We start from the raw sequence: 23205 nt of genomic DNA on the forward strand, positions 1-23205 counted from the left end.
AACAAGTTTTCGTAGAGGACAGGACACCATGGCCGATCAACTTATTCCCCGCCGTGAAATGCAATTTCAGCTGTACGAAGTATTAAACACCGCAGCCTTATGTGAAAAAGCTCGCTTCGAAGAGCACAATGTAGAAACCTTCAACGCTGTTATTGATATGGCCGAGAAGATGGCAGAAGAGTTATTTCTTCCTCATAATGCCGTTGCTGATAAAAACGAGCCTACATTCGATGGCACTAAAGTCTCTATGATTGACGACGTAAAAGTGGCCTTCGATACTTATAGAGAATCGGGCTTTATCGCGGGTCACTTCGATTTTGAAGATGGCGGCATGCAGCTTCCTGTTACCGTGATGAATGCCTGCGCGGGCTATTTTTTAGCGGCAAACCCATCGTCAACCGCTTACCCTTTCTTAACTGCGGCGGCCGCTAATGTCATTAAACACTTTGCCTCCGAAGATATCAAAAGTGCGTTTCTATCAAAAATGCTAGCGGGTGACTTTACTGGCACCATGGCACTTACCGAGCCCCATGCCGGTTCGTCACTTGCTGATATTCGTACATCAGCAAGGCCGCAAGATGATGGTACGTACCGAATCAAAGGCAGCAAGATTTATATATCAGGTGGTGAGCATGAGCTTTCTGACAACATCGTACATTTGGTGTTGGCGAAAATTCCAGGTGGTCCAGCTGGTGTAAAAGGCATCTCCTTGTTTGCTGTACCTAAATACCGTCTCGACGCTGAGGGCAACCCAGATGTGCGCAACGATGTAACCCTTGCTGGTCTTATCCATAAAATGGGCTACCGAGGTACAACTTCAACCGCACTGACCTTTGGCGAAAATGGTGACTGCCACGGCTACCTGATTGGCGAGCCGCACCAGGGTTTGCGCTACATGTTCATGATGATGAACGAAGCACGCATTGGCGTGGGCTATGGTGCTGCCATGATAGGGTATCGCGGGTACCGTTACTCACTAGAATACGCAAAAGATCGTACCCAAGGTCGCGCTGCGCCTAATCTTGCGCCAGAAGACGAGCCTACACCTATTATCAATCACGGTGACGTGCGACGTATGTTGCTAGCGCAAAAGGCCTACTGTGAAGGCGGTATGTCCCTCTGCTTGTACGGCAGCATGCTCATCGATGAGATGGAAACGGAAACTGACAGCGAAAAGCGTACCGAACTTTCTCAGCTTTTAGATCTTTTAACACCCGTGTTCAAAGCATGGCCTTCGGAGTTTGGCCCTAAAGCCAACGATTTGGCAATTCAAATTCTAGGTGGTGCGGGCTACACCCGTGAATATCCTGTTGAGCAGTGCTGGCGCGATAACCGCTTAAACCCAATTCATGAGGGCACGAATGGTATTCAGGCGTTAGACCTGCTGGGAAGAAAGTTATGGCAGCACGACGGCAAAGGCCTTCAGGTGCTGCTTTCTCGTGTAACAAGCGATATGAAGCGCGCAGAAACACCGCGAGCGCAGGCACTAGCTGCAAAATTAAAACCTTATCTAGACCAGCTTGGTGGTTTTATTCAACAGGCAGCAGCCGATTTGCGCTCTGATAAACAGCCTGTTTTACTAACTAACGCGAGCTGCTTTTTAAATATCTTTTCAAGTTGTGTGGTGAGCTGGATTTGGCTGCGCCAGGCAAATGTTGCCGAACAAGCACTCGCTAATGGTGCTGGCGAGCAAGACGTTGACTTTTATGAAGGTAAGTTATCAGCAGCTGAATACTTCTTAAATTGGGAGTTACCGCTAGTCAGTCGCGATATTGAGGTGCTTTCTTCACGCGAGGCAACGTGTAACAACGTAAAAGCGAGTTATTTTTAATCATTCAAAACAAAGAGCATGCGCAGTGACTTTTATTTAACAGCGTTGCGCTTGTTCACGAAATTGGAGTACAGCTAATGAATGTAGCTGCAAATGTTGAAGGTAAACATATTCTTATTACTGGTGGTGGCTCGGGTATCGGTGCTGCTTCGGCTCGCGTATTGAGTGCGCGTGGTGCAACAGTCGGTATTGCCGATCTAAACAAAGAAAATGCCAAAACATTGGCTGAAGAAATTGTTGCTGCAGGTGGCAAAGCCTATGCGGTGGCAGTGGATGTTACCGAACCGGCTCAGGTCAAAGCGATGTTCGACACGGCGCTTTCTCATAACGACAAGATTGACGTAATTATTAATAACGCGGGTATCGACCATTTTCCAGCTCCGCTAACTGAAGTCGATGACGCCATGTTTATGAAGAATATTCAGGTCAACTTAGCTGGCGTGTGGTATTGCATGAAGAACGCCCTTAAGCATATGACGACGACAGGCGGTGGTCACATCATCAATATTGCCTCTGTAGCTGGATTGCGGTCTGCGCCTATGATTAGTGCTTACAGCGCTTCAAAACATGGGGTAGTGGGGCTTACTAAATCGGCGGCGGTGGAATACGCAAGGGCGAACATACGCATAAACGCTGTTTGTCCAAGCTTTGTAGATACCCCTATGGTGCAAGGCGTTTTATCAAAATTGGATGAAAGAGGCCAAAAAGGGCTTATTGGCGCAAATCCAATGAAGCGTTTGGGTAAACCAGAAGAGATTGCTAACGCCATTGCTTGGTTGTGTAGTGATGAATCGTCATTCATGACGGGTCAGTCCGTAGTACTCGACGGTGGTATGTTGGCCTAGAGCAGGCACCGCAACAAGCGTTAATAATAGAAATTAAGCACAAAGCACTTTATCAGCAAGAATTAAGGATATGACAATGAAGAACCTTTTTGATTTAACAGGAAAAGTGGCACTGGTTACAGGTGCAAGTCGCGGTATCGGTGAGTCTATTGCCCGTTTGCTTGCCCAGTATGGCGCGCATGTAATTGTATCAAGCCGCAAAATTGACGGCTGTGAAGCCGTGGCTTCTTCAATTCGTGACGCAGGTGGTAAGGCGACAGCGCTAGCGTGTCATGTGGGTGAGATGGAGCAAATTACAGAAGCATTTAACGTCATTAAACGCGATTTTGGAAAACTGGATATTCTAGTAAACAACGCGGCAGCCAATCCTTACTTTGGGCATATCTTAGATACTGACCTTGGTGCCTACAATAAAACTGTAGACGTCAATATTCGTGGCTACTTCTTCATGTCAATTGAAGCTGGAAAAATGATGAAAGAGCAGGGTGGTGGCGTCATTCTCAACACGGCATCGGTAAATGGCGTAACACCAGGCGACATGCAGGGTATTTACTCTATTACGAAAGCTGCGGTCATCAGCATGACTAAGTCATTTGCAAAAGAGTGCGGTAGCTTGAACATTCGCGTAAACGCATTATTGCCAGGTTTAACCGATACTAAATTTGCGTCAGCGTTAACAACTAATGAGCAAATCCTGAAGCACGCACTTAAAGTTATTCCACTAGGTCGTGTCGCTGACCCAGATGAAATGGCGGGCACGGTATTGTATTTAGTATCAGACGCTTCAACCTACACGACCGGCACGACAGTGGTAGTAGATGGTGGTATGCTAGCGTAATTAGATACAGTTACGAGATACGACCATGCATATATGGGTTGACGCCGACGCGTGCCCTGCAGTGATCAAAGACATTCTTTTTAAGGCAGCCAGGCGTACCAAGCTGCCTTTGTCTTTGGTGGCTAACCATTCCATGTCTGTTCCACCAGACAAGCACATAACCTTAACGCAAGTGCCGTCAGGCTTCGATGCTGCTGACGATTATATAGTAGAGAAGTGTGAAGCGGGTGACTTGGTGATTACCAATGACATTCCATTGGCCGCAGATGTACTGTCGAAAAATGCGCTAGCGTTGAATAATCGTGGTGAAGAATACGACAAGTCGTCTATCAAGCAGATACTGGGCATGCGTGATTTCATGGAAACCATGCGCTCAAGCGGCGAACACACAGGCGGTCCAAAAGCCTTCTCCCAACGTGACAAACAAAACTTTGCCAACGCACTAGACCGACTCCTCACCCAAGGCCTTCGCAACCTCAAATAAAATAATGGGGTCAGAGTACATTTCTATAGCGCGATCTGAGCAGCGAAAATAATGGGGTCAGAGTACTTTAAATACTGAAAAAAGTACTCTGACCCCCATTGGGTTTTAGCAATCTCCACCACCGCCATCACTGCTACAAGATGAGCTTGAGTTACTGCTTGGCGTGTATATCGCTGAGGCGCCATCGCTTTGAGAGCCCGACGTACCGCCGCGAGTCTTGGAAATAAATGTAATTAGGAACACCAACGCACATAGCGAAATAATAGCGATAGATGCTTTCCATTCACCGGTTATAGCTCCGCTATAACACGAGTACGCAGCCACGGCTAAACTAACAAGCCTTATTAGTAACCTCATAACGATCTCCTTTTTACCGGAAGGCATTAGGGGGAAATGTACTCTGACCCCCCAATTAATGTACTCTGACCCCATTATTTGACCCCATTATTTGGTGGTTATTTAACGATGGTCATCTCTTCGATGAGGTTTGTTGCACCGTCAACGTATTCCATTACCCATAACATGTAGCGGCTATCTACATGGATGGTACGGGTTGTTTTCGGGTCAAAATCCCAATCAGAATTAACGCTCTCGAACGTACCGTCAAACAACAGACCGATAAGCTCTGCTTTTGCGTTGAGCGTTGCTGAGCCTGAATTACCACCTGTTGAATCTAAATCGGTAAGGAAGTTCACCGGCACGCTGTTAATAGCTTCTAACTTGTAAGGGCCGTATTTCTTGTCCTCAATAAGCGTAAGCTGCTTTTTAGGTGAGTCGAACGGTGTCTCGCCCGTGTCTTTTTCGGTAATACCTTCAAGACGAGTAAACGGCTCGTAAATTAGGCCGTCTTTTGGCGAGCCGCCCATTACGTTACCGTAAGTGACGCGTAGCGTACTGTTTGCATCTGGATAAGCAAGGCTGCCCAAAGATTTTTGCCACTCAATAATGGCACTCATGTATTTAGGGCGAAGCGCTGCAGCTTTACCGCTTAGCGTTTTGCTCTTATCTTCAATAGCCATCTCGGTATCGAACAGGGCAACCGCAAGTTTAATGAACGGGTCGTTGCTATTTTCGAAATCAGCGCGGCTTGCAGTTAACCATTTCAAACGTTCTTCAGTGTTAGTCAATGAAGTCTTGTCGTAAAACGCCTTTAACTTCTTCTGAAGTGTTTTTCCGTCGGTATCACCATCAATGCCTACTGCTTTATCGAACGCGGCTACTCGGTTTTCTTCTGGCTGTTCAAGGTACATACTAATCATTTTTTGCCAAACGGCCTGATCAACGGCCGGATCAAAGCGACGCTCAATACGCTCTACGCCTTCTTTCAGACGAATTTGATCGCGCTCCTGAAATCCAGATTCACGTTCTGCGTCCGGCTTTTCTTTTTCGATGGCATTGCGATAAAGGGTTTGGGCTGACGACAAGAGTTGTGCACGACTTAGGTTGTTGTACCAGAAGTTCTGCTTGTTCATTTGCATTTGTTCAGCACTAACCGCATCAAGATCGGCTAGTGCTTGCTTCATTTCACTCTTTCCGTTTTTATCAAGCCATGCAGCTAGTTGCTCTTCACGCTCAGCGCGACGTGGAACAAGTCCAACGCGTTTAGCGCCAGAAAGCTGGCCCAACGTATTCTTGTGGAAGTTGTTAAGTCCCGCTAACAATGCTTCGTATTTGATACGCGCATCGCTGCCTTCTTCAGATGCACTTTCAATAGTTTTAATCCACGCGTCTACCAGTTCAAGGTAAGTGGGATATAACCAATCAAACGTGTACGACACTTGTGATAAACGTGCATAGCGATTAGTAGAGCCAGGGTAGCCCGCTGCCATAACAAAGTCGCCGTCTTCAAGTCCAGCTGCCGAAACTTTTAAGAAATGCTCAGGTTTAAACGGCACGTTCTCTTCACTGTAATCAGCAGGTTTACCGTCTTTACCCACATAAGCACGATAGAAAGAAAAGTCGCCCGTGTGACGAGGCCACATCCAGTTATCTACATCACCACCGTATTTACCAATTGAATCAGCAGGCGCGTAGGCAATGCGCACGTCACGAATTTCCATTTGCTTAATTAGCTTATACTCAAGGCCTTGGAAAAACGAAGGTACAGAGCAGCGGAAGCCCGCTTCAGACTCACACTCTGCAATTAACGCTTTGCGGTTTGCTTCAATGAGGTCGTAGCGCTCGCGGCCTTGAACGTCATCACTGATGCCGCCAATGACGTTGTCGGTTACATCAGAAAAATCGACCGTAACGAACATGCGTGTACCCGGCGCGGCCGGCAGTTCTTCACCAATTTCTTTTGCTAGGAAACCATCTTTTAAATAGTTGTTTTCTGGGGTGCTGTTATATTGAACAGAGCCGCGCGCACAGTGGTGATTAGTAACGGCCAAGCCTTTGTCAGAGACAAACGATGCTGAACAGCCACCTAATGAAACAATCGCGCCCATAGGAAACGCGGTTAGGTCGTTAATACTACTAGCAGGGATTGCTAAGCCTGTTTCTTTTAAATCGCCGGCAATTGAAGGGAGTTGTTCTGGCGTGAACATGCCTTCCTTTGCATTTACTTGCATTGCACTGCCAAGTAGCGCGGCAGAAAGACAAAATACACTTACTTTAGACATGGGTGATCCTTGTTCTTGTCGTTAATCTCATTGTTATAAGTCAGTCGTAATAAATACCAAGTTAACGTGTACGTCAACATTGTTACAGTGTAACGATTATATCCGGCTTGCCCTACTAAAAGGCGTATAGCGCACTGCGTGAATTTGTTAAAAAGTGTGACTAACCGCTACTGACAGCGTGGTTGGGGCGTTCATCGCAGAAATAGGAAGACGGGTAATTTGAAGGCAATAAAAAAGGCAGGGTGTGAACCCTGCCTTTCGAATCTTAAGAATCAATAGTTCGTACTTAAAGCACTGATACCAATGCTTTAGCAAGTGTTTCTACGTTTTCTTGGTTGATGCCCGCAATGTTCACGCGGCTAGAATCAACAAAATACACACTGTGCTTTTCACGCACTTCGCGCACTTGCTCTGGAGTAATACACAAGAACGAGAACATACCTTTTTGGTCGTCTACGAAGCTAAAGTCTTTAGGCGAGCCATTATCGTGAAGGTTTTGAACTAGCATTGCACGGAGTGATTTCATGCGATCGCGCATTTCGTTCACTTCAGATACCCACTCGTTGTTAAGGGCTTCGTCAGCTAGGATAATGTCTACCAACGCGCCGCCGTAGCTCGGTGGCATAGAGTAGATGCCACGTGCGATTGACTGAATTTGACCCTGAGCAATTTTACGGGTTGCTGAATCTTCAGTAATGATGGCAGCCAAACCAACACGTTCGCGATAAAGGCCAAAGTTCTTAGAACAAGAAGCTGCAACGATAACCTCTGGTAGGTTTTCTACCAACAAACGCATGCCGTACGCGTCTTCTTCTAAACCTTCACCAAAACCTAGGTAAGCCACATCGATGAAAGGCAGGAATTCTCGCTCTTTCGCTACTTCTAGTACTTCATCCCATTGTGCATTAGTAAGATCAGCACCTGTAGGGTTGTGACAGCAACCGTGTAGAAGAACGATATCGCCTTTTTCAGTTTTGCGAAGGGTTTCCATCATAGCGTCAAAGCGAATGCTTGCTGACGCTTTATCGAAGTACGGGTAGGTTTCGATTTTAAGACCCGCAGAGCCGATAAGTGGAATGTGGTTCGCCCATGTTGGGTCGCTTACCCATACTTTAGCGTTGTCGTTACAACGGGCAAGTAGTTCTGAAAGAATACGCAATGCACCGCAACCACCTGGAGCTTGAACCGCTGCAACGCGGTCTGCTAATAGAACGGGGCTAGTCTTACCTAATAGCAAAGACAACATACCGTCGATAAAACCTTGGTTGCCCTGAGGCGTGATGTAGGTTTTGCTAGTTTCGGTATCTAAAAGCACTTTTTGCGCTTTTGCGACACTTGAAAGAATAGGGGTATTACCTTGCTCATCTTTATATACGCCAACACCTAAATCGATTTTGTTTGGGTTGGTGTCTTCACGAAAAGCAGCTGACAGGCCAAGAATTGGATCTGGGGCGAGATGGGGTAATACTTCAAACACGATATGTCCTCACGTTACGTTGGTATGCAAAAGATAGCAGGCTGGCATTATGCCACCGATGGTAGAAAAAACGACCCCTAAAGGTTGAAAATATTTCAATTAGTCGAGGAAAGAAAACGTAAACGAAAGTTTCATTTCAAAAACACCCTAAATTGAAAAAGAAAAAGCGCGGGTTTCTTGTGCTTCGCCTTTGTCTGAAAAGCGTCGTTCTTTCCAGGTCAGCGTATTGTTTTTATCTACTAATAGCAGTGTAGAGGTACGCGTTCCGTATTTTTCGGATTGAATAAAAATGGAAGACAACGCCTTTTCCCACTCATAGCCTACGCCCGTGTCGGGTAACAAGGCATCGTCAGCTTTATTGTCGTAACGTAAAATATCAAATAAGTCTTCATCATTAATGATTTTTTGTTTGGTGACATAATTGTTCAATGCGGTAACGCCCTGCGTGACTTTTGGCCAAGGTGTGGCAATATCCGCGTTAGACAAACCGTAGACACCAGTGTCGATAATGTGGGTCGAATTGTTTACGTTGTTGTAAACCTTAAGCGAATTTATATCTCCGAATAACAGGTTGTAGCCGTTGTATCGGTGGCGCGTTTTTTCTAGCGTTGCCAAGTATTGTGATTGTGCAACAGACTTCATTTCGACTGAGTCGTGCTTCAGCCAGTTGGCGACTAATTCACCTCGCGATACCGCATTTTTATTGATGTTGTGTGGGTCCCTTACATTAGTAAGTGCCGCCACATATCCGTTACGCGTAACACCCATCCAGGTTCCATTAGCTTCTAAGTCTTGTCCGGCGAGCAAATGCGGGTGGCTTTTCCAGAATGAAGACGGCGCGGTTGGTCGTGCGTAAAACTCATCCCGATTCGCAGCGATGATAAGCGGGTAGTCATCTCGCATATTGTTTGCGATAAATAAAATACACATAGCTATATTAAGCCCATATTCTCTAAGAATTCAAAACGCTGCATTGTTAACAATTGCGTTACAAACCCATTTTGATTACTCTTCGCCAAATTGCGCACACTCCAACGTTTTACTCTGCTAATTAATATGCGGGTACAATATGGAAAGTAAAGCGCTTTTCGTTACGGCATTCCACTTCGAAGCCTCAGAAAATAAATTAGCAAATAGATAACCTAAGTGTAGTAAGCAGAGCAAAATAATAATGACAGAAACCTCACACCCTCAAACCCACTCTCAACGGGCCAATAGTGTTAAAGTTGGAGAGCATGTCCCTCGCAAGTGGCCCAACTGGTTGTCGTCGTTCGCAGCTTGGGTGCTGACAAAAAGGGGCTGGCGTGTAGAAGGTGAACTAATCAATCAGAAAAAAGCCATTTTAGCGGTAGCACCGCATACATCGAACTGGGACTTCTTTATTGGCTTGTTCGTGGTTTTTTCCTTTAAGCTAAACATTAATTTTTTCGGAAAGCACACCATCTTTGCGCCCCCTTTGGGCGCTATTGTTAAAAGATTAGGCGGCATTCCTATAGAGAGAAGTAAAGCGCATGGGGTGGTCACGTCTATAGCAAATAAGATAAAGGAAGCCGATCAATTAATACTCGCGTTAGCGCCAGAGGGTACGCGAAGCCCCATTTATCCATGGAAAACAGGCTTTATGCACATTGCACGAGAAGCCGAAATTCCTATACAAGTCATTGGGTTGGACTACGCCAGAAAGATGATTGTGTTGGGGCCAATTATTCAGAAAGTGACTAACATAGATGAACAAATGCAAACTATTTATACGTTTTATGATAATGTTTGCGCAAAATATCCTAAAAACTGCATTACAAAGCCATAATCATTTCTATTGAAGTGGTAAGTACGCAACCGTATCAACTCAGAGTACTGGTGCGCGCTCGGCTCGGTCGCAAACATCTATTTTCGGAGCTTCACCCGTGACAAAATTGGGATTCACAACCCGTCAGGTTCATTCTGATCGCATGCTAAATACGCCTGAACATGGTGGTGTTCACAGCAGCACGTCTAATTCAGTTCTTTTCGAGTTTAAAGATGCGCAGGGCATCATCGATGCGTTTCAAGGTAAACGAGCTGCTCATGTTTATTCTCGTTCATCGTCACCTTCTGTGGCGGCACTGCAAAATATGCTTAATGATCTGGAAGGCGGTGTGGGTACCTTATGTTACTCAACCGGAATGGCGGCGATAAGCAGCTCGTTATTTGCTTTACTCAAAGCCGGCGACCATTTAATTGTAAGCCAATACCTATTTGGTAATACGCGAAGCTTTTTTGAAACCATTAAAGATTTTGGTGTGCAGGTTACCTACACAGATGTGACCGACATTCAGCAAGTCAAAGAAGCTTACCAGCCAAACACAAAAGGCGTTTACACCGAAACCGTAGCTAACCCTGTGACACAGGTGGCCGACCTTCACGCCATTGGTCAATTCTGCGAAGAGAAGCACATGCTGTTTATGGTTGATAACACCATGACGCCACCCCCTGTTTTTTACGCTAAAGATGTTAAAGCGTCGTTAGTGTTTTGCTCGCTGACAAAATACATTGCAGGTCACGGTAACGTTTTAGGTGGTGCTGTCATCGATACGGGTAACTATGATTGGACTAAGTTTAGTAACCTAAAACCGGCTTATCAGGTTGCAGATACTGCACAGTGGGGCATTACGCAAATTAAAAAGAAAGGTTTACGCGATTTAGGCGCTACATTGGCACCGCAATCAGCGACGGCCATTGCCCTAGGCATGGAAACCTTAGATTTACGTTTATCACGAAGTCAGTATAATGCTATGCAGTTGGCGACGTTCCTAGATAATCACCCCAAGGTATCTAAAGTCTTTTATCCAGGTCTTGCCGACCACCCTCAGCATTTCATTGCAAGGGAATACCTAAACGACGGCTACGGCGCAATTTTGAGTTTTGACCTTATCGACGGTGCTGATCCAGTGGCGTTTTTAAACGAAATGAAGTTAGTTATTTGCGCCACGCACTTAGGGGATAATCGCACCTTAGCGCTACCAGTTGCGCCTACTATTTATTTTGAGAACACGGCAGAAGAGCGTGAGTTAATGGGTATTTCCGATACCATGCTGCGTATTTCGGTAGGTATTGAAGACACTCAGGATCTGATTGCAGATTTCGACACGGCGCTAAATACCATATAGATAAAATCTTCTTGTCGAGAAACACAAAAAAGGGGCGTTTGCCCCTTTTTTTATTTTAGGTTCATTGGGTCTCAATATAATTGAAACACAATGGGTTTAGCAATTTTTTACTAGTCAAAACCTAGCGTAATTTGTCCACGAATTTCACCGCTTGGGAATGCATCTGAGTGGAAGTTAGTGTAAAGACCTCCGTCTGCCATAACATTCATTTGCTCAGCGGTTAACGTAGTATTAGCTGGCACAGACCACATACCGCTGGTTCCGGCAGTAAGTCCAATTAGAACATCACCATTTACGCCCATTTCACCCTCGTGAATGTGAGCCATGTTTGCTGTCATACCGGTAATGGTAACGCTGCCTGACAGTGCACCTGTAGATGTATTCAAAGTAAATGCACCAGCGCCGCTTGCTGTTGTAGTTACTGCAGGCACTTCTTGTAGGCCGTTTGCGATGATGCCGTACACTTCAATATTATCAGGCGTGATTTGGCCGCGAATTTCACCACCAGTATTAGCTGCTGTATGCACATTCACATAATGACCACCTGCCAGTAGTTGCGTAGCTGTGGCTTCATCTAGTGCTATGCTTCCGTCTGTCATCCAAACGCCAGCGGTGCTTTCACTTTCCACAAGTCCTACAAGTACGTCACCATTTTCACCAGCAAACCCAGTATGAATGTGCGCCATAGTCGCATTTTCAATAGTGGTTACCGCCACAAGAGAAACGTTGTTGTTTGTGGTGTCGAAGAGCGCATAGCCAGACCCCATTGCCATGGTGTCAACTGCTGGTACCTCTTGGCTGCCGCTTAGTGAGAATGTTACTACCGCAGTTGTGTCGGGAACAATCTGACCACGCACTTCACCGTTAGGGTTAGCGGTAGTGTGAACATTTAAATACCACTCACCGCTAGTCAGCGCGTCTAAGTTGCTAGGTGAAATATTAGTTTCAGCGAGAACATAAGTACCATTACCAGCATCAGTCAGTGGGAAAGCAACCGGACCATTCATACCAATGCCGCCATCGTGTACGTGTACACCAGTAACATCCGTTAAGCCTGATACGTCAACACTTACGCTAAACGCCGGTAAGTCTTCGTCAATTTCGACCACTGCAGTTGCCATAGACATAGTAGTTACGGCAGGCACTTCTTGTGACCCACTTAAGTTTACATTGTAAGTCATGTCAGCATTAAAAGCTGGTGGAGGTGGTGCTAGGCCATCAAGCAACGCTAATTGAGGTAAATCACCTTCCATCGCGCCATCTAGTGCGATAGCAGTGTAAATCTCACCATTCTCAAGCGTTAAAACGCCTGTTTCTATCGCTACTGTTTTGGTACCTGTTGGTGTAACAGTGACCACATAATCACCTTCAGCAAGACTTACATAACCAGTTTCAACCAAGTCACCTGTTTCATATGCTATATCAGCAAATGCCGGGTCAACCGCATCAATTTCACCATCTGCGGTTACGTAAATATCGACGTTACCCGCTGAAGGTGAAGCATGTACAATACGCACTTTCGCTTCTGTCGCTACGGAGCGGGGCATATCAACAAGCACATCAAGTTCTGGTGCAGCCAAAACGTTGTTTGCGATAGCGGTATAAGACATACCTACTTCTAACGTCAACTCAGCATCGTCAATTGCCAAAACACTGTTGTCGCTATCGGCTACAACGTCAATAAGATAGTCACCGGCTGCAACAGACAAATAGTCTGTGGTTCGCGGGAACTGTATTCCGTCCACCAATACTATTTCGTTATTTGCTACAACATCAACCGCTGGTGCGTCGCTGATACCGTGCACAACGCGGATAGCAGCACCTGCTTCTGCATCCCAAATCTTGAAGCTTCCATCACCGTCCGCGGCCAGTAATGTTACTGGTGAATCGCCGGTACCTACGTTATTAGTAGCAGCGATAAGCAAATCGGCACCGTCTGCAAGGTTTACCGTACCAGAGTCGTATACAACCGTTGTCTCACCGGCCGGTGTAATACGAATTTGATAATCACCCGCAGGTACTTGAATTAAATCGGTTGCGTCAGTAAATTCAGCAGTAACAAGCGGCTGCTCGGCAGTGATATCTGTATCTGGTGCCGTAACATAAATATCAACCATAGGTGCCATTGATGCTGCATGTACAATCTGTACTTGAGCATTACCCGCGTCAACTGCGGTTTCCATACTGGTCACTGTTAAAAGCGATAACGACTCATCGCCAACATTACCTACGGCAAAAATATCGTAGTTCATGTCAGCTTCTAAAGTAACGTCAGCTTGCAACACTTCAGCGTTTTCACCTGGAAGAATGCCTGTAACACCAATATCGTACATGCCTGTCTCAACTTCGAAGCGAGATGAAGCAACTTGGTAATCAACGCTTTCGAGATCGTTGAGTATGGCGTCGTTTGCAGTGATGTTTACCATTGGTGCGTCTGATGCTGCGTGAACAACTCGAACGTTTGCGTATTCTGGGGCGGGTGTGGGCTCTTGTACGACATCGTCGTCGTCATCCGAGCAGCCAATTAAAAACAGTGGTAATATTGAACATGCAAGGAGCGCTTTGGTCCTTCTCATATTTTGTATCCTCTTAATTGTGTTGTGGCAAACTCGGTTACGCTGAGCAAATAAGAGAAGATCAACCTCCTTGCAACATTAACGTAATGTAATGTTTTCAATAATTTCACATTTGCTCTGTTCCTTGGTAGTTTGTTCTAAAAAATAGAACGAAGTCTTCATGTTTTTGATATTTTCATCCCACCCGATTGCCGTAATATAGCCCTATATTATCGAAACAACGAATATTGGAGTTCGGCATGAAAAAAGTTCTGGCTATATTTTCCAGCCTAAATGGCAACCAAGGTAATTCTTCAAAGCTTGCAAACGAGTATCTTTCAAAAATCGAGAATGACGGTTCTGTGCACATTAACCGCGTGGATGTTGCCTCTCTGGCACTGCCTCATTTAACAGGTGAAGAAATGCAGGCGTGGATGACTGAGACGTCTGAGCGAAATGAATCACAACAGGCATTGGCAAAAGTCTCTGATGACATTGTTGAAGCAGTAAAAGCGGCTGACGAAATTGTGCTAGCCGTGCCAATGTACAACTTTGGCATCCCATCGAGCTTAAAAGCTTACTTCGACCGTATTGCAAGAGCTGGTATAACATTTAAGTATACCGAGACAGGTCCTGTCGGATTGCTAGAAAATAAATCAGCGACTGTTTTTGCCGCGCGTGGTGGTGTGTATGCAGGTTCAGACTTTGATACGCAAACGCCGTATTTAAAACACTTTTTAAATTTTGTTGGTATCAGTGACGTTAAATTCGTTTACGCTGAAGGACTTAACATGGGCGAAGAGCAAGCAAACAAGGCTTTTTCTGAAGCAAGCGAAAAAATTATTGAACTAACCAACAACTAAACACACTAATTTAATGCAGTTAGCTAAAACGTAGGAAGTATGTTTTCAGCTAAAAGTGTGTTCCAAGTTGAGTGTGCTTGATTGCCCCGCGTGTTACGCGGGGCTTTTTTATGCGCGGCTTTTAGATTCTCGTTTGGTGTGACCTATATGCAGCGTTGATATTCGCGGTTTTATTCGCTTTTGAGGAGTGCCTCTATGTCAGCGATAAAAGCCGGATCAGTGGGCTTTGTTGAACTAGGGTAGTGGGTTATTTGCTTACCAGAGCTGTCAATAAGGTACTTATTAAAGTTCCATGATGGCGCTTTGCCGGTGGCGGTTTTTAGCATTCTATACATAGGATCGGCGTCTTCACCTTTTACCGATATTGGTTCAAACATCGGAAACTTTACGCCATAAGTCAATTCACACAGTTCTGCCGTTTTGCCTTCATCATTATCTTCTTGGTTAAAATCGTGCGACGGGAAGCCAAGTACTACAAAATCTTTGTCTTTGTAGTCACTATAAAGGGCTTCTAAACCTTCAAATTGTGGCGTGTAGCCGCAATAGCTGGCTGTGTTCACCACTAAAAGGGTCTTTCCGGCATATTCGTTACACAAATTCACCGTTTCTTGTGAGTTGAGCTTACGCTTCATGAACTTTAGTACGCTGGGGCACTCGCTCGCAAAGCTAGGAGTCGTGAAAAAGCTGAGCGCAAGCAACGCAGGTACAAAACCTTTCGCTTTCATAGTGTTTTACCTCATCAGTGAATTTTTGTTATTTTGTTCAGGCCGACAGACCAGTTTCACAACCATAAACGCAGATGGTTTACGTTTGGTTCACTATCTAAATCGATGAACGTTAGCGTATTAGTAACTGCCCTGCGTATAATGTTAACGTTTTTTACATAACAACGACTTAAAATAATGAAAAAATACTCTTCTTTACTCATCGCGGCTAGCGTTACTTTTGCGTTGGGCGGATGTGCAAGCACTACTAACGAACCATCTAGCCAAACAGCGTCTACATCGCTTCCTGCTGCCACTGTCCAGCAAACCGTTACACCCGATGTCGCGCCTCAGAACAGCGCGAAAAATGGTGAAATTACTTTAAAGCAAATAATGTCAGACCCACAATGGATGGGCGCGCTACCCGAAGGTATGGGGTGGTCGGTCAATGGCGATAAAATTGTTTTTGAAAAAGAAAGGCAAGATAGCGCGTTAACAGATGTTTATGTTGCTGAACTCTCAAACCCTGCAAATGCCGTAAAAGCGCCATTATCAGATTTACACAAGTATCGTTTTGACGAACGTGTAGTAAGAAATGATGGTGTAATTGCTTATTCATTTGAAGACAGTGTTTATGTGCAATTTACCAACGGTGAAACCGTGCGTATCGCGCGTGGCGGGAATGCGCTGTCAACGCTTTCATTTATGACTGATGGCCGCTTAATGGCGTTAAGCGGTAACAAATTTATTGCTATAGACCTATCTAACGGCACCCGCGAAGAATTATTGAGCTGGGAGTTTAGCGACGAACCCAAAGCGGTTGAGCCGCCTAAAGATTATATTGCCGAGCAGCAACAGTCGCTGGTGGAATACATCAAACTACAGCGCAAAAACAGACAAGAAAAAGACGACGCTCAAAAAGCGTTGGCCAAAGAAAACAGCAGTGTAGCACCTACGCCGTTTTACTTTGATAAGTCGCATCGACTAGCGGGTATTAGCGTATCACCTGCGGGTAACTTCGCGGTAGTAGCAACCACGGAAAGTAAGCCGACTCGTGATGACAGCGACATCATGCCGCATTATATCCAAGAAGACAGCCGTATTGCCGCGAAGCCGGTACGCCAACGTGTTGCAGATGCAGAATCGGTAAATCATGAACTGTGGCTGCTTAATTTGAAAACTGGCGAGAAGAGTGAACTTAAATACTTTAATTTGCCTGGCTACAATGACGACGTACTTGCTGACGTAAAAGCAGAAAACGCGAAGGCAAAAGGCGAGACCTATGAAGTTAATCGTTTGCCGCGCGACATTACCTTACTGCAAAGCTGGTATTGGACTAAGCCTTCGATTCGCTGGCACAAAAACGGTAATGCTGTTGCCGTCATGCTAGAAGCGTGGGACAACAAAGACCGCTGGATTGCAACGGTCGACTTAGCGAATAAAACGCTAGAAAACCAACATAGGCTTCATGACGATGCGTGGGTAAACTACCGTTTCAACGCATTTGATTGGCTAAATGACAGCGAAACACTTTACTATCAATCTGAGCATACTGGTTACTCGCACTTATACGTTCAAAAGCCTGGCGAGAAACCTGTCGCGCTAACCAGCGGCCGTTTTATTGTTGACGATTTAACGCTTTCTAGCGATGACAATTATATCTACTTTAAAGCTAACATGGAGCACCCGGGGCTTTACGAAGTTTATCGTGCAGATTTAAGTGACAATACCATCGATACCATGACTGATTTGAATGGTATGACAGACTACTCACTTAGCCCTGATGGTAAAAATTTGCTGCTAAGCCATAGCAAGGTGAATCAGCCACAAGAGCTTTACATTAAGCCAGCAAACGAAACATCAGCGGCAAAGCAAATCACGCAAAGCACCAGTGCAGATTTTAATGCACTTCCATGGGCGGTGCCTAACATCGTTGCTATTGAATCGTCGCATACCGATGCACCTATTTACGCACGAGTATATTTACCGGAAAATTACGACAAGACGGCACCAAATAAAGCGGTAGTGTTTAATCACGGTGCAGGCTACTTGCAAAACGCCCACATGGGGTGGTCTGGTTACTTCCGAGAATACATGTTCCATAGCATGCTCGTGCAGCAAGGCTATGTCGTACTAGATATGGACTATCGCGCTAGTGCTGGCTACGGACGTGATTGGCGAACCGCTATTTATCGTCAAATGGGTACGCCTGAAGTGCAAGATTTGCGTGATGGTGTTAACTGGCTTGTTGAAAATGCAAATGTAGATCGTGAGCGTATTGGCACATACGGCGGTTCATACGGCGGCTTCTTGACCTTTATGTCTATGTTTACTGCGCCAGATCTGTTTGCGGCAGGTGCAGCACTTCGTCCGGTAACCGATTGGGCCCACTACAACACGCCATATACGGCTAATATTCTTAATACGCCTGATATCGACCCCATTGCGTTTGAGCGTAGCTCGCCAATTTATTTTGCCGATGGATTAGAAAAGCCGTTGCTTATCAATGCGCCAATGGTTGATGACAACGTGTTTTTCCACGACACCGTGCGATTGGTACAGCGTCTTATCGAGCTTGAGAAAGAAGATTTTGAAACGGCCATTTATCCGGTAGAGCCACATGGCTTTGTGCAGCCAAGCTCTTGGCTTGATGAATACCGCCGTATCTATAAGTTATTTGAAGAAAACTTATAAGCAAAGCCTTTACTTGAATCGCCTAACGTCTAAGAAGCGCTGGGTTGCTCATAAAGTAATAGGCATACAGCAAAAGGCCCAAATTCAATGAATTCGGGCCTTTTTTTAAATCTTCTTTTTTTGCTTCAGCACGTTAATCTGTTTTAACAAATCAAAATGCGCAAAAAGAGTGACGCTATATCGCTCTAGTTTCTATTTTTTTTCGCCGTAATGAACATAAGTAAAAAGATTGCGATACCCGTAAGCGCACCGAATAAATGCGCGTCTACGGCAACTTTTGCGTCAATAAGGTTTGCAACTTGTTCACTACTACCGTCTATTTGCTCGTATCCCACTTTAATCGCTAACCCAATAAGTAGTAACCAGCCCGACTTCATCTTCTCTTTTATATCAACACAGGCGCCCCATGCGAAAATACCGTGTAATGCGCCAGACAAACCCGCGTACCATATTAGATCTGGAGAGAAGAAATAAAGCCCGACACTAGTTCCTAAGCAGCACCATACAAAAACTCTTAAATACAAACCAATGCGATAATGTTCACCGTGTAGGGCCCACAATAGCGCCAGACCTGCTAAATTTAAAAGTAGGTGGTAGCCATTGGTATGCACGATATTGCCGCTGACTATTCGCCAAGTTTCTAGACCTTGAATGGCGTACCTGTCGTAAGCCAAATAATTGCCAGACATAGGCTCAAAGAAAAACGCGACAACGGAGCATAGCGCAATAAATAAAGGACCAGCGCTATACTTAAGCGAAAACGGCAGTGACATCATCAGTGTTAGTTATTTTTGAAATTAGAATTTGCTGGCTATGATACAGAAATTGCCTACAGGGTGAAAACTGAAGTACGCCCAAAACAAAAAGACGACAGTAAAGGAGTAATTATGTCTTACATTATTACCGAAACAAATCAGCAATGCTTAACCATTACACTTAACCGAACCGATAAGAAAAATGCGTTAACACGCGACATGTATCAAGAAATGGCGAATGCCATAATAGGTGTTAAAAACGATGGCTCAACCAAAGTGGTGGTTATTAAAGGCGCGGGCGATTGTTTTACTGCAGGAAATGACATTGGAGACTTCGCACAGCAACAAGATCACGCTCAGGTGCCAGAAACAGCTGCCTTTATGCGAGCTTTGGCTGCATGTAATTTACCGGTTATTGCACAAGTTCACGGACTAGCAGTGGGCATAGGCACAACGCTTTTACTTCATTGCGATTTTGTTTACGCCACTCCAGATACCCGATTTGTTCTACCATTCATCAACTTAGGTCTTGTTCCTGAATATGCATCAAGTTATCTTTTGCCTAAGGTTGCGGGTCATATAAAGGCGGCAGAGTGGCTAATGCTGGGCGAACCCTTTACCTCTGCTGATGCTTATCAATTTGGTATTCTGACAAAAATTGTCGACGCTCACGAAATAGATCAAACGGTTCAAACTACGGTAGAGAAACTCGTCGCCAAGCCTTCATTTTCGCTTAAACAAACAAAAGCGCTATTAAAAGGTGACGGAGAGCGAACAAACCAACAAATGAACGAAGAGTTTGATATATTTTTAGAAGCGTTGGGCACAACCGCAGCTCAAGAAGCGTTTGATGCGTTTCTTAAAAAACGCCCAATAAACCCCGAAAAATTTAAATAAGAGGAAGTATTATTTTGAGACGCAGTGCTTTTTTCAGAGCTTCAGTGGTAACTCTTGCATTATCTAGCTGTTTTATTTTTGGTGCGAACGCGAAGCAAACACGTGAAGTCGGAGAACCAGAAGCGGCAACAGGCTACATAGAGAAAAAGGCATTTGAAGCCGAAGATTATATGGTTGTAGCGGCAAATCCCTATGCGTCTTGGGCGGGAAAGAATATTTTAGAAAAGGGCGGAAGCGCGATTGACGCAGCGGTAGCTGTGCAATCGATGCTTTCGCTGGTTGAACCACAATCGTCAGGTATTGGCGGTGGTGCGTTTATCCTTTATTGGGATAATAAGAACAAAGTACTTCACACCTTTGACGGCCGTGAAACCGCACCGAAAGCTGTCAATTCTCATTGGTTTATTGAAGGTAATAAGCCAATGCGCTGGTTAGATGCCGTAGTAGGCGGTAAGTCAGTTGGCGTGCCTGGAGCAGTAAAAGCGCTAGAAATGGCTCAGGGCGAGTTCGGCAAGCTGCCTTGGAATACGCTGTTCGACGATACAATCAAAACAGCTGAAGACGGCTTTAAAGTATCGCCGCGTTTAGCCAAACTTGTTGCATTAGACTATCATCCTGGCCTGAAAACTTTTCCTGCAAGCTCTACTTACTTCTTCCCGGCAGGCCTGCCGTTAAAAGAAGGCACGGTAAAGAAAAATAAGAAGCTGGCTAAAACCTTAAGAGGTATTGCTGAAAAAGGCAGCGATTATTTACTGAAAGGCGACGTTGCCGAAAAAATAGTGGAAGCGGTTAATAATGCGGAGATTAACCCTGGCCAAATGTCGTTGGAAGATTTAGCAAGCTACGAACCAGTAAAACGTGAACCCGTATGTGGCCTGTACCACGAAAAACGCATTTGCGGTATGGCACCACCTAGCTCAGGTGGCGTAAACGTTTATCAGATTCTAAAAATGTTAGAAGGTTTTAACCTTAGCCAATACGCACCGGATTCAGTAGAGTTTGCCAACCTGTATACGCAAGCAAGTGCGCTTTCATATGCCGACCGCGAGAAGTTCATTGCGGATAGCGATTTTACTAACTTGCCGTTTGCGGCCATGATTAATACCGCTTATCTTCAGCGCCGAGCCGAGAGTATTGCTGTTGATAAAGAGTGGCGCCGCAAACGCGCGGGTAATCCTTATGCCGATGCGAATGTTGCACTTGGTACGTCAATGGAGCTGCCCAATACCTCACACGTTTCTATAGTAGACAAAGAGGGCAATGCAGTATCAATGACTACCAGCATTGAATTTATGTTTGGTTCTGGGATTATGGTAGAAGGCTTCCTGCTTAATAATCAGCTTACCGACTTTTCATTTTCACCAACCAAAAACCGTTTTCCAGTACCAAATCGCGTAGAGCCTGGTAAGCGCCCTAGAAGTGCTATGAGCCCAACAATGGTGTTCGACAAAGAAGGGAACTTAGAGGTTGTTGTAGGCTCGCCGGGCGGCTCTAGAATTGTAAGCTACGTCGCTCAAACCCTAATTGGAGTTTTAGACTTTGGCTTGGATATTCAGCAAGCCATCAATCTTCCTAAAATTACTAATCGAAACGACTATACGGCGTTAGAGAAGGGCACACCAATAGCTGAGCTTGAAGAGCCGTTAAAGGCACTCGGCCATAACGTTAAAGTAGTGGATTTAAACAGCGGTCTTCATGGCATTCAGTTTAAATCAGGTAAATTAATTGGCGGCGCAGATCCTCGCAGAGAAGGCATTGCAGTAGGGCGCTAATTTGGCGTTTGCCTAGTTAAAACTAGATGCAGCAATGCGCTGTTGAGTGAGTGAAAGCGGAAGGTTAGATATCTTCCGCTTTTTTGTTTGAGGCGGACGGTAACACTCGAGAGAAGAGTTATCTTTTATCGACTAGTTCGTGTAAGGCAATCAACCATCAAATATTAATATAACCTTCAAGGTAAGACACCGCTTGGCCAGAAATAAGCACGCGGTCACCTGCCACCTCACATTTTAATGTGCCGCCTCGTTTAGATGCCTGATAAGCCATAAGTTTTGATCGTCCAAATACTTTTGCCCAATAAGGCGCTAGCCCAGTGTGGATTGAACCGGTAACCGGGTCTTCATCACCGCCGTTCGCAGGCCAGAAGTAACGGGATACGAAGTCAAATTGCGTACCAGGCGCTGTCACTACCACATCATAGGGGGCGAGTGATTTAAGCTGCTCGCTGTCTTGAATTACGCTTAAAACGTCGTCTTCGTCAGAATAAACAGCAAAGTAAGCTTGGTTATTTTTTAAAATATTTTTGGGCTTGATAGAAAGCCCTTGTAGTAACGCTTCAGGCACATCGTTGACTGGGTGAGGCATTCTATTGGGGAAGTCCATTTGAATGAATCCGTCGTTTTTCTTAACGACTTTCATCATCCCAACCGACTTGGCGAATAGAGAAATATGCGGTAATTGGTAATTTTCGCTAAAGATTACGAACGCGGATGCCAGCGTTGCGTGGCCACAGAAGTCGATTTCCGTCAAGGGGGAAAACCAACGTATAGCGAATACGCCATTATCATCTTCAACTAAAAAGGCGGTTTCTGAAAGGTTATTTTCAGCAGCGATTTCTTGCATTTTTTCATCGCTAAGCCATTTACCCGTTATAACTACTGCAGCAGGATTGCCCTTAAACCTTACATTAGTAAATGCATCGACAACGTTAATTTTAATTTTCATTCGAACGCGCTTTTTTTATGATCATATTTAAGTCTGGTTTAATTGGCATTGCCTTAAATGGGCTAACGTTAGCGCCACCTGTATTTCCATGAGGTACTAGCCCAAAAACAGTTTTTGTGGCAGCGCCCGCAATTCTGAAAAGTTGACCAAAAAACTCACCAATATTGCCTTGTTTCACTGCCCATAAAAGCATTTGAACGTGTACTTTAACGTGTAGCCTTGTAGAGGCTTGACCAAGAACGTGGGCATTTTCTAAGTGTGAAAAAGCACACTTTTGGCTGTTTTGGTTTTGCTTTCTATCAGCTAGCGCTAGTTCAGCTTCTACATAAGGGCGAATATTGCGCGTAAAGCCTTTTGCTTTGAACATGGTGTAAGCACCTTTATTGAGGTTGATTTAAACCAAGCTCTTTTTGCATTTTCTTGGTTAACCCTAACGATACTAGTTTATAAGATGCGCTTAAATAATATTCTAATTCCTCATCTTCGTTACTGTCGCAATTGTACTGTTGTATCCATTTCATTCCACGACTAGCGAGATAGGGCGCAGGCCTATAGCCAAGCTTTTCTTCCAGAAAATAATAGTTTTGCTCAGATGTTTTAAAGGTAAAAGCAGGGTGTCCTTCCTTGCTAATGCTCCCTATAGCAAAGACTTTACCACCTACTTTCCATACTTCTGAATTCCCCCACTGAACGACGTGAGTAGTGTGGGGGAGTGCTTTGCAATAGTGATTGAATTCATCAATGGTCATATGATTCTATTTATTGAAGAAGCTG

General features: G+C 45.0%; 20 protein-coding genes. 10 read left to right on the forward strand and 10 right to left on the reverse strand.

All coding sequences use genetic code 11. The features are described 5' to 3' along the window. Positions 1–28 precede the first annotated feature (28 nt). From WA381_RS08030 to WA381_RS08045, 4 genes are all read left to right on the forward strand, one after another. Positions 29–1831 (forward strand): acyl-CoA dehydrogenase, encoded by a 1803-nt coding sequence (locus WA381_RS08030; RefSeq protein ID WP_156086494.1) that lies wholly within the window; start codon positions 29–31, stop codon positions 1829–1831. 77 nt (positions 1832–1908) lie between these two features. Next, a complete protein-coding gene (locus WA381_RS08035) occupies positions 1909–2676 on the forward strand; it encodes an SDR family NAD(P)-dependent oxidoreductase (RefSeq protein WP_069944445.1) in 768 nt (255 codons plus the stop codon). 76 nt (positions 2677–2752) lie between these two features. Beyond that, positions 2753–3514, forward strand: a complete 762-nt coding sequence (locus tag WA381_RS08040; protein WP_014949725.1) for an SDR family oxidoreductase — start codon at positions 2753–2755, stop codon at positions 3512–3514. A 25-nt stretch (positions 3515–3539) separates the two neighbouring features. Further along, positions 3540–3998, forward strand: coding sequence for a YaiI/YqxD family protein (locus WA381_RS08045; protein WP_049589157.1), 459 nt, complete (start codon positions 3540–3542; stop codon positions 3996–3998). Positions 3999–4103: 105 nt separating this feature from the next. Here the strand turns inward: WA381_RS08045 and WA381_RS08050 are convergent, their stop codons facing one another. From WA381_RS08050 to WA381_RS08065, 4 genes are all read right to left on the reverse strand, one after another. After that, positions 4104–4355 (reverse strand): hypothetical protein, encoded by a 252-nt coding sequence (locus WA381_RS08050; RefSeq protein ID WP_156086493.1) that lies wholly within the window; start codon positions 4353–4355, stop codon positions 4104–4106. A gap of 98 nt (positions 4356–4453) precedes the next feature. Beyond that, positions 4454–6619 (reverse strand): S46 family peptidase, encoded by a 2166-nt coding sequence (locus tag WA381_RS08055; RefSeq protein WP_069944444.1) that lies wholly within the window; start codon positions 6617–6619, stop codon positions 4454–4456. A gap of 286 nt (positions 6620–6905) precedes the next feature. Next, the gene (locus WA381_RS08060; RefSeq protein WP_156086492.1) at positions 6906–8096 is read right to left on the reverse strand and encodes an amino acid aminotransferase; all 1191 of its coding nucleotides are present in this window, start codon (positions 8094–8096) and stop codon (positions 6906–6908) included. A gap of 147 nt (positions 8097–8243) precedes the next feature. Then, positions 8244–9026 (reverse strand): NRDE family protein, encoded by a 783-nt coding sequence (locus WA381_RS08065; RefSeq protein ID WP_156086491.1) that lies wholly within the window; start codon positions 9024–9026, stop codon positions 8244–8246. A gap of 241 nt (positions 9027–9267) precedes the next feature. Here WA381_RS08065 and WA381_RS08070 point away from each other — a divergent pair, with 241 nt between their 5' ends. Beyond that, positions 9268–9903 carry a 1-acyl-sn-glycerol-3-phosphate acyltransferase gene (locus WA381_RS08070; RefSeq protein WP_156086490.1) on the forward strand — a complete coding sequence of 212 codons (636 nt, stop codon included), beginning with the start codon at positions 9268–9270 and terminating at the stop codon, positions 9901–9903. Positions 9904–10000: 97 nt separating this feature from the next. Then, positions 10001–11242: a cystathionine gamma-synthase family protein gene (locus WA381_RS08075; protein WP_156086489.1), complete on the forward strand. Its 1242-nt coding sequence runs from the start codon at positions 10001–10003 to the stop codon at positions 11240–11242. A gap of 110 nt (positions 11243–11352) precedes the next feature. Here the strand turns inward: WA381_RS08075 and WA381_RS08080 are convergent, their stop codons facing one another. Further along, on the reverse strand, positions 11353–13818 hold the full coding sequence (locus WA381_RS08080) for a CHRD domain-containing protein (RefSeq protein ID WP_156086488.1): 2466 nt from the start codon (positions 13816–13818) through the stop codon (positions 11353–11355). 239 nt (positions 13819–14057) lie between these two features. Here WA381_RS08080 and WA381_RS08085 point away from each other — a divergent pair, with 239 nt between their 5' ends. Next, positions 14058–14660, forward strand: a complete 603-nt coding sequence (locus WA381_RS08085; RefSeq protein ID WP_039225536.1) for an FMN-dependent NADH-azoreductase — start codon at positions 14058–14060, stop codon at positions 14658–14660. A gap of 170 nt (positions 14661–14830) precedes the next feature. Here WA381_RS08085 and WA381_RS08090 read toward each other — a convergent pair whose 3' ends face one another. After that, on the reverse strand, positions 14831–15385 hold the full coding sequence (locus tag WA381_RS08090; protein ID WP_014949715.1) for a glutathione peroxidase: 555 nt from the start codon (positions 15383–15385) through the stop codon (positions 14831–14833). Between the two features lie 177 nt (positions 15386–15562). Here WA381_RS08090 and WA381_RS08095 point away from each other — a divergent pair, with 177 nt between their 5' ends. Next, positions 15563–18058: a S9 family peptidase gene (locus WA381_RS08095; RefSeq protein ID WP_156086487.1), complete on the forward strand. Its 2496-nt coding sequence runs from the start codon at positions 15563–15565 to the stop codon at positions 18056–18058. A gap of 185 nt (positions 18059–18243) precedes the next feature. On the opposite strand, the gene rrtA is transcribed toward WA381_RS08095, so the two are convergent. Further along, positions 18244–18834: a rhombosortase gene (rrtA, locus tag WA381_RS08100; protein WP_156086486.1), complete on the reverse strand. Its 591-nt coding sequence runs from the start codon at positions 18832–18834 to the stop codon at positions 18244–18246. Between the two features lie 111 nt (positions 18835–18945). Here rrtA and WA381_RS08105 point away from each other — a divergent pair, with 111 nt between their 5' ends. Together WA381_RS08105 and ggt are read left to right on the forward strand one after the other, a co-directional pair. After that, positions 18946–19710, forward strand: coding sequence for an enoyl-CoA hydratase (locus tag WA381_RS08105; protein WP_231506488.1), 765 nt, complete (start codon positions 18946–18948; stop codon positions 19708–19710). 14 nt (positions 19711–19724) lie between these two features. Next, a complete protein-coding gene (gene ggt, locus WA381_RS08110) occupies positions 19725–21482 on the forward strand; it encodes a gamma-glutamyltransferase (RefSeq protein ID WP_014979475.1) in 1758 nt (585 codons plus the stop codon). A 157-nt stretch (positions 21483–21639) separates the two neighbouring features. Here ggt and WA381_RS08115 read toward each other — a convergent pair whose 3' ends face one another. From WA381_RS08115 to WA381_RS08125, 3 genes are read right to left on the reverse strand one after another with little or no spacing between them, the layout of a single operon-like run. After that, positions 21640–22431 (reverse strand): PhzF family phenazine biosynthesis protein, encoded by a 792-nt coding sequence (locus WA381_RS08115; RefSeq protein ID WP_156086484.1) that lies wholly within the window; start codon positions 22429–22431, stop codon positions 21640–21642. Beyond that, positions 22421–22798 (reverse strand): DUF3703 domain-containing protein, encoded by a 378-nt coding sequence (locus WA381_RS08120; RefSeq protein ID WP_156086483.1) that lies wholly within the window; start codon positions 22796–22798, stop codon positions 22421–22423. Before WA381_RS08120 ends, WA381_RS08115 begins: the two co-directional genes overlap by 11 nt. 13 nt (positions 22799–22811) lie before the next feature. Continuing rightward, positions 22812–23180, reverse strand: coding sequence for an MmcQ/YjbR family DNA-binding protein (locus WA381_RS08125; protein ID WP_156086482.1), 369 nt, complete (start codon positions 23178–23180; stop codon positions 22812–22814). Positions 23181–23205 lie beyond the last annotated feature (25 nt).

The sequence above is a fragment of the Alteromonas sp. CH_MED4-4 genome (assembly GCF_037029575.1).
Taxonomy (GTDB): Bacteria; Pseudomonadota; Gammaproteobacteria; order Enterobacterales; family Alteromonadaceae; genus Alteromonas; species Alteromonas macleodii.

Coding starts and splice junctions, on each gene's coding strand:
- WA381_RS08090 (WP_014949715.1), bottom strand. CDS start 15,385: ATGAAAGCGAAAGGTTTTGTACCTGCGTTGCTTGCGCTCAGCTTTTTC.
- WA381_RS08115 (WP_156086484.1), bottom strand. CDS start 22,431: ATGAAAATTAAAATTAACGTTGTCGATGCATTTACTAATGTAAGGTTT.
- WA381_RS08120 (WP_156086483.1), bottom strand. CDS start 22,798: ATGTTCAAAGCAAAAGGCTTTACGCGCAATATTCGCCCTTATGTAGAA.
- WA381_RS08070 (WP_156086490.1), top strand. CDS start 9,268: ATGACAGAAACCTCACACCCTCAAACCCACTCTCAACGGGCCAATAGT.
- WA381_RS08035 (WP_069944445.1), top strand. CDS start 1,909: ATGAATGTAGCTGCAAATGTTGAAGGTAAACATATTCTTATTACTGGT.
- WA381_RS08125 (WP_156086482.1), bottom strand. CDS start 23,180: ATGACCATTGATGAATTCAATCACTATTGCAAAGCACTCCCCCACACT.
- WA381_RS08045 (WP_049589157.1), top strand. CDS start 3,540: ATGCATATATGGGTTGACGCCGACGCGTGCCCTGCAGTGATCAAAGAC.
- WA381_RS08040 (WP_014949725.1), top strand. CDS start 2,753: ATGAAGAACCTTTTTGATTTAACAGGAAAAGTGGCACTGGTTACAGGT.
- WA381_RS08065 (WP_156086491.1), bottom strand. CDS start 9,026: ATGTGTATTTTATTTATCGCAAACAATATGCGAGATGACTACCCGCTT.
- WA381_RS08055 (WP_069944444.1), bottom strand. CDS start 6,619: ATGTCTAAAGTAAGTGTATTTTGTCTTTCTGCCGCGCTACTTGGCAGT.
- WA381_RS08095 (WP_156086487.1), top strand. CDS start 15,563: ATGAAAAAATACTCTTCTTTACTCATCGCGGCTAGCGTTACTTTTGCG.
- WA381_RS08085 (WP_039225536.1), top strand. CDS start 14,058: ATGAAAAAAGTTCTGGCTATATTTTCCAGCCTAAATGGCAACCAAGGT.
- WA381_RS08080 (WP_156086488.1), bottom strand. CDS start 13,818: ATGAGAAGGACCAAAGCGCTCCTTGCATGTTCAATATTACCACTGTTT.
- WA381_RS08030 (WP_156086494.1), top strand. CDS start 29: ATGGCCGATCAACTTATTCCCCGCCGTGAAATGCAATTTCAGCTGTAC.
- rrtA (WP_156086486.1), bottom strand. CDS start 18,834: ATGATGTCACTGCCGTTTTCGCTTAAGTATAGCGCTGGTCCTTTATTT.
- WA381_RS08050 (WP_156086493.1), bottom strand. CDS start 4,355: ATGAGGTTACTAATAAGGCTTGTTAGTTTAGCCGTGGCTGCGTACTCG.
- WA381_RS08105 (WP_231506488.1), top strand. CDS start 18,946: ATGTCTTACATTATTACCGAAACAAATCAGCAATGCTTAACCATTACA.